This window comes from Turicibacter bilis, assembly GCF_024499055.1.
Lineage (GTDB): Bacteria > Bacillota_I > Bacilli_A > MOL361 > Turicibacteraceae > Turicibacter > Turicibacter bilis.
In genome coordinates this window covers 2,421,353-2,439,919 of record NZ_CP071249.1, presented here as the reverse complement: position 1 = coordinate 2,439,919, position 18,567 = coordinate 2,421,353, and the positions used below count along the sequence as shown (strand labels likewise).

10 protein-coding genes are annotated in these 18,567 nt (G+C 32.9%); 4 read left to right on the top strand and 6 right to left on the bottom strand.

Features of this window, described 5'->3' with window-relative positions:
- Window positions 1-191 precede the first annotated feature (191 nt).
- The 4 genes from J0J69_RS11740 to splB form a co-directional block, all read right to left on the bottom strand.
- On the bottom strand, window positions 192-1,634 hold the full coding sequence (locus J0J69_RS11740) for a glycoside hydrolase family 1 protein (protein WP_055244876.1): 1,443 nt from the start codon (window positions 1,632-1,634) through the stop codon (window positions 192-194).
- A 16-nt stretch (window positions 1,635-1,650) separates the two neighbouring features.
- A complete protein-coding gene (locus J0J69_RS11735; RefSeq protein ID WP_055277336.1) occupies window positions 1,651-3,528 on the bottom strand; it encodes a beta-glucoside-specific PTS transporter subunit IIABC in 1,878 nt (625 codons plus the stop codon).
- A gap of 128 nt (window positions 3,529-3,656) precedes the next feature.
- Window positions 3,657-4,499, bottom strand: coding sequence for a BglG family transcription antiterminator LicT (licT, locus tag J0J69_RS11730; RefSeq protein ID WP_212726110.1), 843 nt, complete (start codon window positions 4,497-4,499; stop codon window positions 3,657-3,659).
- A gap of 375 nt (window positions 4,500-4,874) precedes the next feature.
- Window positions 4,875-5,894 carry a spore photoproduct lyase gene (splB, locus tag J0J69_RS11725; protein WP_212726111.1) on the bottom strand — a complete coding sequence of 340 codons (1,020 nt, stop codon included), beginning with the start codon at window positions 5,892-5,894 and terminating at the stop codon, window positions 4,875-4,877.
- Window positions 5,895-6,032: 138 nt separating this feature from the next.
- Here splB and J0J69_RS11720 point away from each other — a divergent pair, with 138 nt between their 5' ends.
- The 4 genes from J0J69_RS11720 (at window position 6,033) to J0J69_RS11705 (ending at window position 11,085) form a co-directional block, all read left to right on the top strand.
- On the top strand, window positions 6,033-6,722 hold the full coding sequence (locus J0J69_RS11720) for a response regulator transcription factor (RefSeq protein ID WP_055305793.1): 690 nt from the start codon (window positions 6,033-6,035) through the stop codon (window positions 6,720-6,722).
- Window positions 6,719-7,717, top strand: a complete 999-nt coding sequence (locus J0J69_RS11715; protein ID WP_055305794.1) for a sensor histidine kinase — start codon at window positions 6,719-6,721, stop codon at window positions 7,715-7,717. Before J0J69_RS11720 ends, J0J69_RS11715 begins: the two co-directional genes overlap by 4 nt.
- 87 nt (window positions 7,718-7,804) lie before the next feature.
- Window positions 7,805-8,488: an ABC transporter ATP-binding protein gene (locus J0J69_RS11710; RefSeq protein WP_055305795.1), complete on the top strand. Its 684-nt coding sequence runs from the start codon at window positions 7,805-7,807 to the stop codon at window positions 8,486-8,488.
- Complete coding sequence (locus J0J69_RS11705; RefSeq protein WP_212726112.1) at window positions 8,485-11,085, top strand: ABC transporter permease; 2,601 nt, start codon at window positions 8,485-8,487, stop codon at window positions 11,083-11,085. The genes J0J69_RS11710 and J0J69_RS11705 overlap by 4 nt, the downstream gene beginning before the upstream one ends.
- Before the next feature lie 301 nt (window positions 11,086-11,386).
- Here the strand turns inward: J0J69_RS11705 and J0J69_RS11700 are convergent, their stop codons facing one another.
- Both J0J69_RS11700 and J0J69_RS11695 read right to left on the bottom strand, forming a co-directional pair.
- Window positions 11,387-12,538, bottom strand: a complete 1,152-nt coding sequence (locus tag J0J69_RS11700) for an AI-2E family transporter (RefSeq protein ID WP_055305797.1) — start codon at window positions 12,536-12,538, stop codon at window positions 11,387-11,389.
- Between the two features lie 443 nt (window positions 12,539-12,981).
- Entirely contained in the window at window positions 12,982-18,567 is a 5,586-nt protein-coding gene (locus J0J69_RS11695) for an NPCBM/NEW2 domain-containing protein (protein ID WP_256637879.1), read from the bottom strand.

Sequence of the window (18,567 nt, the reverse complement as noted above, 5' to 3'; positions counted from 1 at the left end):
TTCCTTTGGCTCTGTTAGACGAAAATATTATTATTTACTCTTTTCCTACTTGGAGGGAGCAAAATTTTCAAAAATAAGAACTCATAACTATTGGTATGAAGTGATTGACTACCAACAAGGATGTCTAACACAGCTTTTCTTTTTAATTTCAAGTGATGATTGGATAACTCTTTTGAAACTGTCGATCTTAATTATAAATTTTCTCCATTTGAAGCAATGACTTCTTTATACCAATAGTAACTATCCTTTTTGTAGCGGTTTAATGTTGCTCCTTCTTCCTCTTCTTCTCGGTCAACATAGACAAAACCATAACGTTTTTGGTAGCCATTTAACCAACTTAATAAGTCAGTAAAGGACCATGTACAATAAGCGATGACTTCACATCCTTCTGCCATAGCAATTTTCAATTCTTCAATGTGTTCTTTTAAGAAGGCAATTCGATATGGATCATGAATTGAACCATCCTCTTCTTTTTTATCGAAAGCACCTAATCCATTTTCAGAAATAATAATTGGCAAGTTGTAACGGCTTGTAATTTCTCGTAATCCATAACGTAATCCCATTGGATCGATGGTCCAGTCCCAGTCTGTTGTTTTTAAGTAAGGGTTAGATGGATTTTTAAATAGTCCTGGTTGCCCTGTAACTTGACCTGAACCTTTCACACCTGTGGTATTAAATGTTCCATAAGGTGTAACTCCATTGATTGGATTATATTCACATACACTTGTTTGATAATAATTGACTCCCATAAAGTCAATTTTTGAAGCGGCTTCTTTTAAAATTTGCTCATCTTCATTTTCAAACTGTGGAGCAATTCCTTTCTTTTGTAAATAAACAAACGTTGATTTTGGATAACGTCCATAAGCATACATATCCATCCACCAGAAGTTTTTCATATCATCAAAGTCCATTTTAGACATTGCATTGATTGGATTACAATCGATTGAATAACTCGGACTATAAGAAAAACTTGCTCCAATTTTTCCACTTGGAATCATTTGTTTAAATAATAAGACTGTTTTTGCATGCGCCATAAAAGCATGATGATTTGCTTGGTAGAAAGTTTTTTCATCATTGAATTTTCCTGGTGGATGCATCGCCGTTAACCACCCTAATGATGTAAATACATTTTGTTCATTTAATGTAATCCAGTACTTAACTTTACTTCCAAATCGCTCAAATAAAACTTTTGAATAATTGACAAAGTCATCAATAATACGTCGATCTTCAAATCCATTATATTGATCCACTAAAGCTTGTGGAAGATCCCAATGAAAAATCGTTACCATTGGCTCAATGTTATATTTTAGACATTCATCAATTAAGTCTTCATAAAACTTTAATCCTGCTTCATTAACTTCGCCATTTCCAGTCGGAATAACACGTGGCCATGAAATTGAAAAACGATACGTTTTAAGTCCCATTTCTGCCATGAGCTTCACATCTTCTTTGAAACGGTGATAGTGATCAACTGCCACATCACCTGTTGTTCCTTTATATGTTTTTCCTTCAATTCTAACAAATTGATCCCAGTTAGAAAGACCCTTTCCATCTTCTAAGTAAGCACCTTCCACTTGATAAGCAGCAGAAGCACTCCCCCATAAAAAATCTTTCGGCATTTTAAAGCTTGTCATTACTATATCCTCCTCATTAAATAATAGCTAATACTTGATCATTGGCTGTTACAACATCTTTTTTCTTAACAATTATATCCATAAACTGTTGACTATTTGTGATGATAATTGGCGTTACTAATTCATATCCTGCTTTTTTAATTTTTTCAATATCAAACTCTAAAATCACATCACCTGTCTTAATAGTATCTCCTTGCTTTCTATGAGGTGTGAAGTATTTTCCTTCTAAGTTAACAGTATCTAATCCAACATGGATTAATAACTCAACCCCTGTCTCACTTCTTAATCCAATGGCATGGTGTGTCTTGAAAAAGACATCTATTGTTCCATCAAATGGAGCAACAACTTGACCTTTTGTCGGGATAATGGCAACACCATTTCCCATTACTCCACTAGAGAAAGTGACATCATTTACTTGTGATAACTCAATCATATGTCCTTCTAAAGGGCTCACAATATTTAATCCTGTATTTAAAGGAATCGTAACTTTCTCTTCTAACATTTCTTCATCATCTTCTTCAACCGGATCTTCGAATCCAATCACATAAGTAATAATAAAGGTTGAAACAACTGTTACCCCTAACGTGATTAAAATATATAAAAAGCTTTGCGGATTTCCTTCTTCAAGATATTGTGGAATGGTTACAATTGCTGGTGTTGCTACTCCATAACATTTCATTTGGAAGAAACCACCGACTAATCCCCCCATTAATCCTCCTAAACAAGCTCCGATCATTGGTTTTTTAAATCGTAAGTTCGTTCCGTATAAAGCAGGTTCTGTAATTCCTGCAACTAAAGCCGAAAATGCTGATGACCCTGCGCTCTGTTTAATATCAGAATTTTTTGATTTGATTGATACCGCTAATGCTGCCGCTCCTTGGGCCATATTTGCACAGAATTCTGCAATACAAATAAATCCTTCAAATCCTGTTGTGGCTAAAACTCCTAATTTAATTGGTGTAAAGGCATGATGCATTCCTGTCATAACCACAAACGGGAAGACAGCCGCTACTAATCCAACTGCAATAAAACCTAACTTATCTTGAATAAAATAAACAGCAGTTGATAACATATCACCAAAGATAGCTCCTAGTGGACCAATGACAACCATAACGATTGGTGCAATAAATAACATCACTAACATTGGTTTTAAGAAGTTTTTTGTAATTTTTGGCGTAATTTTATCAACAAATTGTTCAATATAAGGTAAGACTGCTACTGATAAAATAATCGGAATAACTGAATAAGAATAATTAGCATAAGTAACTGGGATTAAGTTAAAGAACTTGACTGTTTGTCCTGCTTCATTTGCTCCCTTTAAAAGAGAGATAAAGTTTGGATGTAAAATAATCAGTGCAATACTCACGGCATAATATGGATTAGCATTAAATCGTTTTGCAGCTGACATTCCAATTAATACTGGCATGAAGAAGAAAGCTCCATCTCCAATAACTGATAACAGTTCATAAGTTTGACTTGTGTTACTTAATATCCCTATCATCGGTAAAACAGTTAATAAAACTTTGATCATCGCCGCTCCAATAATGGCTGGGATAACGGGCGACATAACACTTGAAATGATATCTAACATTTCAGAAATGATATTTTGATTTTTTTTCTCTATTTTTTTTGCCGATGTTTTTTCTTTGAAATTACCAAGCGCACAAATTTCTTTATAAACTGACGCCACTTCATTACCAATAATAATTTGATATTGGCCACTTTTTTTCATGACCCCAATCACACCTTTAATCTTTTTCACCTGCTCATCATCCACTTGACTTTCATCTTTTAATACAAAGCGAAGTCTTGTCATACAGTGAACAACAGATTCTACATTCTCCTTTCCTCCAAGTTTTTCAAGAATTCTTTCAGCTAATTTCTTATAATCCATTTTTTCTTCCTCCATTCATTTAAAAATCAAATGAAGTTTTGCCTACATATATAGATTTTCATCTATAGCGTAGTTACAATCTTACTATATATAATAAGCTGATGGATTATCCAGCATTATTAACTATCTTAAATTGTTGCTTTTGTTCTAATTCGTTCAATATGAATCATTAAATATAATTGCTCCTCTAATGATAAATCATAATTATATTCATGCTCGATTAATTCTTTTATTTTTAAAACGCATTCATAACTCTCATGATACTTTTCTTTTAAAATGAAGAATAATTCCGTATCTTCTTCTTCATAAACAGCATTACTAAAAACACGTTGTGCAAAAAATTTTAAATGTGTAATGAAACGATAATACGTACTAGACTCTTCATTAAACTCTACTTTAAAGTGATATTTAATAACACTTAAAACTTGCTGCATTACTTTAGTAATATTTGCAATATTTATCATATCATTATTAAGTTCAGCATTCACAATATGATAAGCAATATACCCTGCTTCATCTTCTTCAAATAAAACTCCGAAATCCTGATGAATCATTTCTAATGCTCTTCGACCAATTTCGTATTCATCAGCAAATAATCGTTTAATTTCCATTAATAATGGATTTTTAACTTGAATTCCTTGGTGATAACGTTCAATCGCACCATGAATATGTTCCGTTAAACTTACGTAAATAATTTCATTTAACTTTTTATTATATTCTTTTTCAAATGTTAAAATAATTTTCCGAGTTAACAAAATATATTCCTGTGATAAGTCAGAGACAATACTAATTAATTTATTATTAATATTCTTATTTTTACACGAAAATATTTTGTAATTTAAGTTGGTTAAATCAACTTTTTGATTTCCTTTCTTTCCAAAAGCAATTCCTTTTCCCATTACAATTATTTCATCGCCATTTTCATCTAAAGATATAAATGCATTATTATTTAATACTTTTTCAATATACATCTATCTTCCTCTCCCATCATCAATCTGACCTCGAAATGAATATAAAAAAAAGGCAAAACCCTCCCTATAGAAGTGGGTTTTGCCTGCCTAACCAGTTACAATCCTTACCATCATCATATCATGCGAATATCTATTTGTAAAGATTTGGGATAGCGTTTTACAAAAATAATTAATTTGAAAATATTTAAAGACTATAAGCTCATCACCCAAACGCATTGTTGATTTTAAAAAAATATTTTCTTATTTAAAATGACGTTTAAATTATATGGAAAACAACTCATTTTAACACTTAAATTCATCGTTTTAATAGAAAAAATCATCAAGGGCTATTTCTGGTAAAGACTCAGAATATAAATAAAATTTTCCCTTCTACAACTAGATAATATACTTAATTTCATAAGGAAATGGAAGATGTTTTAATCCGAATTCAAAGAGTTCTTTGATTTCAGCGATAACTTCTTTTGAATAGACATATTTTCCATAACCAAATTGACCATATTTATAGGTACGTTCCGATTCATCCATCGGAAGTTTACTTTCTTCAAAGACTTGCAAAATATGATTTTTAGCGGTTGGAGTAAAGCGATGGGATATGATTTCAAAGGTGATTGGATGTTTCAGTTCTTCATTTGGTAAATAATTTTTTAGCATTTTAATTAGCATCAGATAGTCTTCTTTCCAGTTTGGATAGATGAACACAGGGGCAATTAAAAAACCGACAGGATATCCTGCTTTAATGACTTTTCGTGCTGCTTCAATACGCTGTTTTACACGTGGTGTCCCATGTTCAAAACTTTCAATGACCGTATCTGTATTAATGGAAAATCTAATTTCTGTTTTCTCATTATGTTTTAAATAAAGTAAATCGTCAACATCAGTAAATTTAGTGACGAAGCGGAGTCTTGCATCGGGCTGTTTCCCAAAGTACTCAATCGATTTAGCTAAAGCATGTGTATATGGTTCAACAGGAATGGGATCAGATGTTGCGGACCCTTCAAAGATAGTTGGTCTAAACTTTCCAGTTTGAATATATCGTTTTGCTTTTTTTAAAATATCATCAATATTCACATAGATACGTGTGAATGGCTTATCTTTTAAATTCGTATTCAAATAACAGTACTCACATTTTCCAATGCAACCTGTCACGAGTGGCAGTTGATAATGTGCAGATGGCTTACATGATTGAAATTCAAGAGTACGGCGTACGCCAATGACAAGAACTCGCTTCCCTATTTCATACTTTTCTTGCACACTTTTCCCACGTAAAAAGTTCACACGATTACTTTCCAGAATATCGACAGGAATCTGCATATCTTCAAACTGCTTTTTTAACTCTTTCCCTAGTGTATAATCTAATGCTTCTTTTTCGATATAAACGTGTTTCGGTTTAAACATACATATCCTCCTTTCTTATAATATTATTTTTCAAATTCGACAAAATATCGCATCATTTTTAATAAAGATGACGAAATCGTCACTTCAAGAACAGTTATTTATGGGTATAATAAAACTAATGCGAAAGGATGGATTTTGATGGAAATTTTATTAATTGAGGATGACTCATCAATTATTATGGGATTAAGTTTTGCCTTGAAACAAGAAGGATTTCAGGTTCAATCAGTTGGTACGGTTAAAGAGGCTAAAGCATTATTAAACCAAAAGACGTTCGATTTGTTGCTTTTAGATGTTGGATTACCTGACGGTGATGGCTATGAAGTGTGTCAGTTTTTAAAAAGTTCAAATGCCACTCAAACACCTGTTATTTTCCTAACTGCTTGTGACGCTGAAGTTAATATTGTGATGGGATTAGAACTAGGAGCTGATGATTATATTACAAAACCTTTTGGTATTCGGGAGTTAATTGCACGTATCAAATCTGTGCTTCGCCGTAGCGGCAAGACACAAGCACAACCAAGTTCGTTAACATTTGGCAATGTCAGTTTAGATCTGGCTAAAGCTAAAGTATATAAACATTCCAAAGAAGTTTTGTTAACCGCACTTGAGTATCGTTTATTCTTGATACTTGTTCATCATAAAAATCAAGTGTTAAGTCGCGTTCAGCTACTTGATAGCATTTGGGATGTGGCTGGTGATTTTGTGAACGATAATACTCTAACAGTTTATATTAAGCGTCTTCGTGAAAAACTTGAAGACAATCCACAAAAACCAACTTTAATTCAAACCGTCCGAGGACTTGGCTATAAGTTAGAGGTGAAGGAATGAGCCGAAATAAAGAATTTTTCATCTTCATGAGTATCCAATTTATTTTAATGTGTTTAGTAACTATCGTTTGTCTGATCGTGAATGTACGCTTAGGGCTTTTTGTATTAGGGATGCAGGTGTTAATGTGGATTGCTTTTTTTATGTATCATCGCTGGCGATACATTCAAATAGCGAAGCTTTCTGAAACATTACGGCGCGTCAGTCTTGGACATTATGAATTAGAAATTCGAGATAATCAAGAAGGTGAACTTAGTATTTTAAAAAGTGAACTGTATAAAGTGACGTTACGGCTCAAAGAAGCAAATGAGTTACTTGAACAAGAAACACAGTATTTAGCAGATGCCATGTCTGATATTTCTCATCAATTAAAAACACCATTAACCTCGATGCGTATGATGAATGAATTATTAGCTGATCCCAATTTAGATGAACAAACACGACTGATGTTTATAAGTCAAAATAAAACTCAACTCGATCGTTTACAGTGGTTAGTCAGTTCATTATTAAAATTTGCGAAGCTCGATACAAAAACTGCTGATTTTAAACAAGAGATACTCTCAGTTAAAACTTTAATTCAACATGCGATTGAACCTTTAATGATTCCACTAGAAATTAAAGAGCAACAGTTTATCGTTCAAGGAGACGAGTGCAAAATTGTCGGTGATTTTCACTGGACTGTTGAGGCATTAACTAATATTTTTAAAAATGCGATTGAACATACGCCCGTTTGTGGAACGATTCAAGTAAATATACAAAAAAATCCGATTTATACAGAGATTACAATTAAAGATAATGGGGAAGGAATTGATAAAGAGGATCTTCCGTACTTATTTAAACGATTTTATCGTGGGAAAAATGCAAATCGTGATAGCGTCGGGATTGGACTGGCCATGGCCAAAAGTATTATTAATGAACAAAATGGTGATATATTAGTCGAAAGTATACTAGGTGTTGGAACAACCTTTAAATTAAAATTTTATAAACTCATTGTTTAAGTGACTATTCTGTCACTTTTTTAGTCACTAAGCTGTCACCTTCGAACGGTATACTTAAGTTATCAAATCAAACAAGGAGGATTAGAAATGGAAATTTTAAAAGTTGAACATGTTAGTAAAGTATATGGCGAAGGACCAACAGCCGTTAAAGCTTTAGATGATATTAGTTTTTCCGTTAATAAAGGAGAGTTCGTTGCGATTATTGGACCTTCAGGTTCTGGAAAATCAACATTACTTCATATTTTAGGGGGAGTCGATTATCCAAGTAGTGGGAATGTTTATATTGATCAAACAAATATTTATGACTTAAATGAGACACAGTTAGCTGTATTTCGTCGCCGACAAATCGGATTAATTTATCAATTTTATAACTTAATGCCTGTATTAAATGTACGTGAAAATGTTGCACTTCCTCTACTTCTTGATCACCGTAAGGTTGATGAAGCTCAATTAGATGAATTATTAAAAACACTCGGCCTAAGTGAACGTGTCAATCACCTTCCTAATGAATTATCAGGTGGTCAACAACAACGTGTTTCAATTGGACGTGCACTGATTAACTACCCTGCACTTGTGTTAGCCGATGAACCTACTGGAAATTTAGATGGGAAGAACAGCCAGGAGATCTTAGAATTATTAAAGTTATCGAATAAAAAATATAATCAAACATTAATTGTTATTACACATGATGAGAAAATTGCTTTACAAGCTGATCGTATCATTTCAATTGAAGATGGTCGCATCATGAAAGATGAGGTGATTCGTCGATGAACATTATTCAAAAGTTAACGATTAGTTATTTAAAAGAAAATAAAAGACAAACATTAGTGACATTAATTGGAGTTATTTTATCGGTGACGATGATCACAGCCGTTGCCACTTCAGCAGCATCATTTATGGATTTACTTCAACGACGCACGATTCAAATCGATGGAAACTGGCATGTTTTATATGAAGATGTTCCGAAAGAATCTTTATCTGTGATTGAAAATGACTCAGATACAAAAGCTACTTTCTATTCTCAATCACTTGGGCATGCTCGCTTAGATGAGAATAAGTATTCTAGTAAACCTTATTTTCATCTTCTTGCTTTTAATGAATCTGCACAAGAAGCTTTTCCTGTTAATTTAATTCAAGGACGTTTCCCTGCTAATTCACATGAGATTCTCTTATCAAAAGATGCAATTTATAATAGCGGTGTTAATTATCAAATTGGGGATACGATTACTTTGACGGTTGGTCAACGTGTGAATGAGTTTGGAGAGTATTTATCTCCAAGTGATTGGGGAGGTGACTGTAACATAGAAACATTAGTTGATACAAAAGAATATACATTCACTATTGTTGGAATTACTTCTGAACCACGCTACATTTCGTCATGGGGCCCTGCTTTTACGGTGATTACTGCTTTAGATTCTGAATTAGATGCTACTCTTTCAAGTGTAGATGTTTCCGTGCAACTAAGTCATATTACACCAAAGCTTTATAACCATGCGATGCAAGTAGCAAGTGAAGCAAATGTTCCTAAAGACGCAACTGAGAGTCCAATGATTGCCTTTAATAAAGAGTTATTACGATTTTACGGTGTGACAGGAAATGATTCAATGAATCTGATGATTTATTCCCTTGCTTTCTTCTTTATGTGTGTGATTATGATAGGATCTGTGAGTGTCATTTATAATGCCTTCTCTATTTCAGCGAGTAAGCGAATGAAGCATTTAGGGATGCTTGCAAGTGTTGGGGCAACAAAAGCTCAAAAACGTAGCGCGATTTTGTTTGAAGGTGTTGTGATTGGAACAATTGCCATTCCACTAGGACTTTTATTTGGAACAATTGGAATGGGAGTCACTTTCAATCTTGTTAATCCTATTTTTCAATCAGCCGCTAATATGACGATCGCGCTTCGACTCGTCATTTCTGCTCCTTCCATTATTATTGCGATTTTATTTTCTATCTTAACTATTTTTATTTCAGCATGGATTCCTGCTCGTCGTGCAGCAAAGGTCTCACCGATGATTGCAATTCGTCAAAATACTGAAGTGAAAATTCCACGTCGAGCAGTCAAAACATCAAAAGTAGTCTCAAAGATCTTTGGAATTGAAGGTGATTTAGCTCTTAAAAATATTAAGCGCCAAAAACGCCGCTATCGTGCAACTGTCTTTTCCCTTATTTTAAGTTTTTCTTTATTTTTAATAACCACTTATTTTTTAAATACTTTACAGTCTGCTTATAATTTAACGTTGGAAACAATTAATTATGATTTATACATGAGTGGAGATAGTACTGATTATGGATACGCTCTAAGTCATTCTTCAGAAAGTCTTTTAATCGATGAAATTGTTAGCTTACCAAGTGTCAAAGACTATAACTATATTCAAAAAGCTTACACTTACACTTCAATTACAGAAGATCTTTTAACTGAACAAGCAATTGAACTTTTAAAAGGCGAACAATCAGATACAGACTTTTCAGCTTTACTCAATCAGTTTGAATTAAAAATTTATGGAATACGAGATGATGTCTTCAATCGTTATATTGATCAAAATAATGAAATAAGTAATTCGTCAACAATTCCAATCGTTGTCATTAATACAAACCAATTCTTAAAAGATAATAAATATATGCAGGTTAATCTATTAAAAGAAATCGATCATTTAACCTTTCACTCAAACGAATATCAATTTAACGTACTTGGTTATACAAGTGAGCTACCTATGGGAATAACTTACGATTTCCTTTCAAATAACATCCCTGTAATTACTCCTCTATCAGCTATTGAAGGGATGTTTGAGCAAGGTGTATTTGACGGAGGTTATAGCAATTTATCTCTCTATTTAACAAGTGATGATACTTCTACATTAGAGAATGAAATCGTCAATTTATATCAGGAAGCTAATTCATTAACAATGCCTAGTATTTTTAGTCTTCAAAAGTCGCATGAGTCACAGAAACAGCTAGAACTATTAATTTCAATTTTTGCCTATGGATTCATTTGTTTAATTACGCTTATCTGTCTCGTGAACGTGTTTAACACAATTACAACTAGTATGCTTCTTCGTACGCGTGAATTTGCTATGATTCGCTCGGTTGGAATGGATTCAAAATCATTTAATAAAATGATTCGATTTGAAAGTCTATTTTATGGATTAAAAGCATTATTATATGGAATCCCACTCAGTATCGGGTTAATGTACATCGTTTATCAAATTTTAAAATCAAATTTTGAAATACCATTTACTCTACCCTGGTCTTCATTTATCATTGCTATCTTTGGAATCTTTATTTTTGTTGGATTATCGATGTGGTACTCACTCATTCAAATAAGAAAACTAAACATTATCGACGCTTTGAAACAAGAAAATATATAAAAAGAAAGCTCATCAACAAATAGCAGTTGATGAGCTTTTTTAATTTTATAGGCTAGGACGCCTCTCATTCTAATGATTATATTATTTCCTCTAAACTAAGGATGAAAGTTAACATGGTAGCTATATAGAAACAGAAATGTATTTCATCATTCTATATCAGTCTTAGTTAATCGATTGCTTTAATACTAAGACAGACTATAGTCCAGCTAAAAGTTTTCCGATATGAAAAACTTATCTGGACTTATATATATTAAATTTTAATAAATTTCTTTAAGTTAAAAACATCTATTAGAAATAGCTGTTATATTTTTTGTTGATTTTTAAGTCGATGATAGCGGCGTGTTAAATAAATTTGTGCTAAAGCCGCTGATGGAATAGAAACAATCATTCCAACCATTCCTAAATAGTGTCCACCAATTAAGATAGCAATTAAGACCCAAACTGGATTTAATCCAACACTATTACTTAATAACTTTGGTTGAATAACATTTGCATCTAATTGTTGATAAATGGTTAATAAAATTAATGATAAGATGGCTAAATTTAAGCTTGAGAATAACCCCAGGACACAACCTAACAAAGCTCCTAAAATTGGCCCGATGTATGGAATAACATTTGTGACTCCTGTTACAAGTCCAACTAAGATGGCAAATGGATGACGAATGACTAATAAAATTAATGTTGAGAATACTCCAGCTAGGATTGCTGCAATTAATTGAGCAATTAAAAAACCACCAAACACTACATCTAAATCATGAAGCAGTTGTTTCATACGTTTTAAAAGTCTTGGTGATAATAATGCTTGAGCACCTTTATCCACCGAATTAATTAAGATTTCTTTATCTTTTAAGAAATAGATCGACAAAATAATCGTTGTTAACGTACTAATGGCAAATCCAGTTACATTCGTAATGACTCCAGTTCCTAACTGTAAGATTTGGGTCCCTATCGCACTTAGTAAATTAGTAATAAAGTTCGATATTTGATCAATTTGTTGTTGATTAATAAAGGATTCCACATACGGACCTAACTCTTTAATGTAATAATTCATACTTTCTTGAAACATTGGTAATGATTCTAATAATAATCGTAAATTTTTCATAATTGGTGGAATAATGCTATTAAATAAAACGTAAATAGACCCGACTACAAGGATGAATAAAAGTAAAATGGTGAATCCTCGACTAGCACCTGATGCTAGCTCCTTTTTAAATATTTTGCGACTTAAGTCTTTTAGCTTTTTTTCAATATATATCATTGGTCGATTTAAAACATAAGCAATTCCAAAAGCAATAATAACCGGACGAATTAATAAGATGAATGTATGAATCTGATTAGTAATCAGGCCTAAATTCTTTAAAATATAATAGATAAAGATTAATCCAACTCCGACAATGAATATACTTAAACAATTTAACCATAATTGCTTATTCTTTTTCAGTTGTTCTAGCATGACTAACACCTCATTTCAATAAATAGCTATGACATCATTTTACCATTATTATTATCTTTTTAAAGTTTTCTGTTTCTTTTTTTCAATATCATACAATTTTTATAAAATTTTTTGATATTGAAAAAACCTAGTAGCTAAACTACTAGGTTTTTAACTATATAAAAACAGAGAAATAATCTACATTTTCAGAATCATCCTCAGTTTCTAGTCCTTTTTAAGTTCAAGGCCAACTATCGTCCAGGGGTCACCTGGCGATTATCAAAGATAATCTAATCCTCCACTGCTAGGGAATGGGTCACCTACGATTTCTGAAAGAAATCTAATTCCCTACTATTAGGGCTTGGGTCACCTACCATTTTCGAAGAAAATGTATCTACCGTTAGTAGGGCTTAAATTTTCTATGAAGAAAATTTATCTGGACTTATATAAATATATTTTTAGTGCTATTCTACTCTAAACATATATAAGACTTGAGCTTGGTAATTATCTGCTTCATTTTCATATGCGATAAATACTGAGTAACTCCCTGTTTCGTATGAAGTGGTATCAAATGAGATTACACCATTTTCATTCATACTTGTTGCTAAATCAATAGGCATTTCTGTAAAGGTTTGATTATGACGCACCATAATACTCGATGGAATAACACGCTCACCTTGACGGTTAATTACTTTATGATCAATAGACACTTTATTTTCTGTACGCTCTAACATTCCTCCCTCAATAATTTGCCAATCTGCAACAATTTTTGTTAGTTTTGTTAAATCTTTTAAGGGAGATAAATCTGTGACTTCAGCATGAGGGAACACAAGGCTCTCTAAGTTTTTAGCATATTGTAATCCCTCTAAATTTTTAACACGATTACTTAACGTAAGTGATGTTAAATTTAATAGATCACCTACTGTTACTTCATTTTTTTGAAGGTTTAACGTTTTGATTATTTCAGCTTTTAAGTAGTCATCTTTAATCCCAACCACTTGATTTAAATCTTCTGATTTTTCTAATTGATTAATTGCAGTTTGAAGTTTTTCAATCATTTGATCGACTTCTGGTTGAAGTGTTGCATTTTCTACTAATGCTTTTGCTTGCTCTAAAGTAGTTTGTAACTGTTCAACACTTTCAGACGTGTAAGCTGATAAGTCCATCTCTTCTACAGTTGTAATTAATTGAACTAATTCATCAAAACTAACAACCTTTTCTAGTTTCTCGTAAGCTTCTTGTAAAGTAGCTGTTAATTGATTGATTGTTTCTTGATTATATCCCGCTGCTAATTGTGTAGTTACTTCTTGAAGAACTTGCATTAAGTTTAACCACGATGATTCAGTATAATCAGAAGCCGTTAGTGAGTCAATTTCTTCTAATAAAGTATCTAATGATTCACGGTTAATTTCTTCACGTTCACTATTAGCAAAATGAAGTTTTGTATCTCCCCATGTTGCATGGTCTGATCCGTCACCATTTCCACCATCTGTCACCACAAGTTTTAATTCTTTCGCACCTGCTAAATTAACCTCTACATACTGTTGTGGGTCTCTTGAATTCATTAATCCGCTATCAAACTGTTTTTCCCCATCAACATAAACTTGAAAAACAACACTTCCGACTGAACCATACATTTGACGATCGACCCCAACATATGAGCTGAAAAATTGATAATCTTTATCGCTTAAATCATAGATAATCGTTGACGTTGAATGAGCACCAATTCCGTGTTCATAAGTCGCTACTGATCCATCTTCATTTGTTAATCTCAAGGTATTTCCACTTGCAGAGATATCTTTTTTCGCACTTCCATAACTTTGATTTGCTGATTTCCAGTCGTAATCTGTTAGATACGTAAAATCATTCATATCAACGACTGAAATCGTACGAGTTTTTTCAACTTGATTCCCATCTGAATCTGTAACAGTATAAGTAATTGTATATTTTCCTGGACAATCGAAGTTAACGTTTTCTGCTCCTGATACTTGTACTGATCCTGTTAATTCTCCATCTTCAGCATCTTTTGCCGTGTATGTACCGATAATGTCTTCTAATTTTTGTCCTACTTTCACAGCTGCATCCTTTGGAATTGTTAATTGCGGTTTGGCATTATTTGTAATTAATTTCGGATTAGCGATTATAGCATGGTCTGACGTATTTCCATTCCCTGCATCATTTATCTCAATTACTAATTCCTTAACTCCTTTAACTGGCACATCGACAGATACCATATTATCGGCATGTTTTAAAATTGGCGTCTTTGCTAAAACTTGACCATCTGCAATAACCTTCACTTGTAAACTTGAATTTAATTGAGAGGCAATATTCATGTCTACCCCAATTAATGCTTCAAATCGATCATAGTCTAAATCTGTTAAATCATACGTTATTTTTCCATTCGCATGAATTCCAAATCCTTGTTCAAAGGTTTGAATGTCACCATTTATACGACCTTTAATATTTTCATTTCGTCGTGGTGTTCCCCATACTGTTTCAACATCTGTCCATTCAATATCTGATAAATAGTCATAGTCACTAACCACTTCGACTTTAATAGTTTTAGCCGTTGTCATTCCTTGATCTTCGGCCATGAAAGTGACTGGATAGATTCCTTTTTGACTCATATCAACTGAATGATTAACTGTTACTGCATTCGTCATCTCTTCACCAGTATATGTATAAGCTTTTGCAAGATTCATCGGTTCAAATGCCTCATTTAATTTGAATATTACCTTTTCTTGACTAGTCATAATTGTCGGCGCTAATGAATGAAGATGAACTTCTTCACCTGGATTTAACTTCTTATCATAAGGAATTACCTTGTACTCAACCGCTTCTCCAACTTCAGTCGTTGTATCAATAAAACTATTTGTTGAAGTAAATCCGATTAATTCTTCATCTTTAAAAATCTCATATCCTAAAACATCAGCGGCAACATCAGCATTTACTTTGAATACTAACTGATTATGTTCACCATGCGTTAAACGTTCAACCACTAATCCTGTCTCTTTTTCAAAGCCATTTCCTTTATATTCAATATAGTCATAATTTGCATACCACGTTTTAACTTCTGGTTTTTTATATTGGCTGACAAATTCTTTTGTCTCATCTGAAACAAAGAACCCATGGCGTTCAAAATGTTCAGTTAAATCTAACTCTAACGCAATACTTGAGTATTTTGCTAATTGATTTAATTTATCGTTTGCTGAATCTTGTGAATCTAATACAACATTGTTCTCACGATATTGTCGATTAAGTTTAGCCCAATAACCAGGATAAATCATTTCTAATTGCCAAAATACTGCTAAATTTTCAAAGTATGAACCTGAATAATACTCATTATTATCTTTGGAAATTACATTTTTATAAATATGACTTTCAAATGGGATACGCTTATCTGGTTTATTATAGTAATACGATGAATTCTGTGGAATCATGTTATTTGTAACTTCTCCGATTGTTCGAACTCCAATATCTAATCGATGACCCATTTCATGGTCAACACCCCAACCACCGACACTCGTTAACATACTAACCATAACATCGCCTTGAACCCCGATATGATTTGTATAAGCATACATATATCCAAATGGTTGAGCTAGACGAATATTTTCACGCGTATACTTCACATCATTTAATTCATTGCTACCATCCAATCCTAAATATTCAAATACTAAATCCATGTGGTCATTATACATGTTTACAGTTTGAAGTGGACTAAACTCTTGGTTCACATAGGCTTCATATGCACCGGTTGCTGTTCCCGTGAATACTAAATGATCAGATACAATTTCAACGATATCAATCATTTGACGATTCATAACATCTGGATTTGCTTTTTTATCTGCATCTAATCGCGCTTTATAATCTTTTAATAACTGTAAAAACTCTTGCTCATCTGTATTTTTATCCATCATTGGGAATACTTCAACACCTTTAGCAAATCGGATAACTGGTGACTTTCCTTGTTGCTCCTCTGTATAAGGATTAACAATATATACCGCTCCACCCGGTGTTACTGAATGATGGTACCACCCATCATTTTGAGTGACTTCTGGCACTGTAATGACATTTTTTCCAGCATGTAAACTAACCGTTCTTCCCCAGTTTGCAAAACTTCCCTCTTGCTGTGAGAAAAACAGTTGAGGTAATGGTTTTCCTGGTTCAGCATCAACATAAACAACAACTGTATCACCTGGTTTCGCCAACACTCCAGTTGGTTGATTATTATTTCCAAATCCAAACTTTAAATTCTGATTACTGTGTGCAGTTCGGTCACCATGTTGCTCTACGGTAACTGTTTTTACCGTTTGTAATTCATTATTAATAATATCTTTTGCTAACTGAATATCTTCTTGATAAATAGAAGCTAATGGATGCTCACTCACTTTATTCTCTAAAATTTCTAATTTTTCAATTGTATTAAAAGCTTCAGATACTTCATTCATCAGTCCATTTGTAAATAGATTTTTCATTTGATCTGCAGTAGCATCTTCCTTATAAACACGGATATCTCCAATAGATGACCAATCTTGATGAGCTTCTTCAAAAACAAATTTAATACGCTTTGCTTTTGTTGAATCAAACTTGATTTCTAACAGGTCATTTGTCACCGCATAGTGACCTTCCGAAACTTTTTGGAAGTTATCCCCTGTAGCAACTGGCGAAATATAGATACTAAATTTTGTTGGGAATCCTTTATTAATCGTTCGAGCTTTATAAGTTAAACGATCGACTTCTGTTGTTTTTTCTAACGTTAAAATAACTTCATTTTTAAATGTATCACTATTAGGTTTCCCAGTCTCCCAATGTGTTGTGACATCTTCATCAATTGCATATTGAAGTGGGGCTCCTGGATAATTTCCACCATTATTACTAATCGCAGAAATAGGCACACGGAACATCTCATCATATTGTTTGATATATTCTGTATAGAATGGTGTAAATTTACTTACATTAGAAGTTCCCGATTGGATGGTACCAAATTCTATTAACTCTTTAGCAATGTTCAACTTTTCCATATACTCATCGGCAAATGGATGATTTTTTACCTGTTCAGTCAATGATTCTATCATTGCAATTGTAGCAAATTCCGGGTTTAATTCACTCATAGTCTTATCTATGAATAAGCGATCCATTACTTCAGAGATACTATCTGGTTTATAAATTCCAAACTCAGAAGCAATTGCCCAGTTTTCATATCCTTCTGTAAACACAAATTTAATACGACGTGCATCTGTTGGATTAAATAAAATCTCCATCGTATTTTTTGTATCAATCGCCATCTCTCCAGCTGTTACTTTTTCAAATGTATCACCTTGAGATGTTTTTGAGATATAAATTTCAAATGCTTGGGCATATCCTCTAGAGTGATTATTTGAATACATTAAGCGATTAATTGTTGTTAATTCTTCTAATGTAATAATAACTTCATTCGTATGGCTTGAACTATTTTGAGATCTCGAATGCCATCTTGTATTGATGTCATTATCCATTGCATTTAAAATGCTATGACTTGCATAATGACCACCATTCGTCGTGATACTTGTGATTTTTTCAGAAGGCACTTTATATAATGCATCATAAGCCTCTAATCTCTCATCATCAAAAGAAGTAAACGTTGAAATCATCGCATTCATATAGTTAACTTCTGTTAATTCTAATAAAATTCGAGCATTAGCAATATCCTCTTTAAAATCATCATAAAATGGATGTTGCTGTGCAAGAACCTCAAATTCATTTAACTTCTCAATGGTATTAAATTCTTCACTTAGTTCATTTTTAGACTCATTCGTAAAAATGTGATTCATTTGATTCAGAAGTGCATCTTCTTTATAGAACCAAAATTCTGATGCACTGGCCCAATCTTGATTAGCTGATTTAAAAACAAATTTAATTTTTTTAGCTTGAATCGTATCAAACTTAAACTCCATCATATTTCCTGTTGTAGTATGACTTCCAGTAACAGCTAATCGAAAATCATCATCTTCCCCAGACAACGAAGCATAAATTTCAAATTCATTTGGGAATCCTTTTCCTTTAGCCAC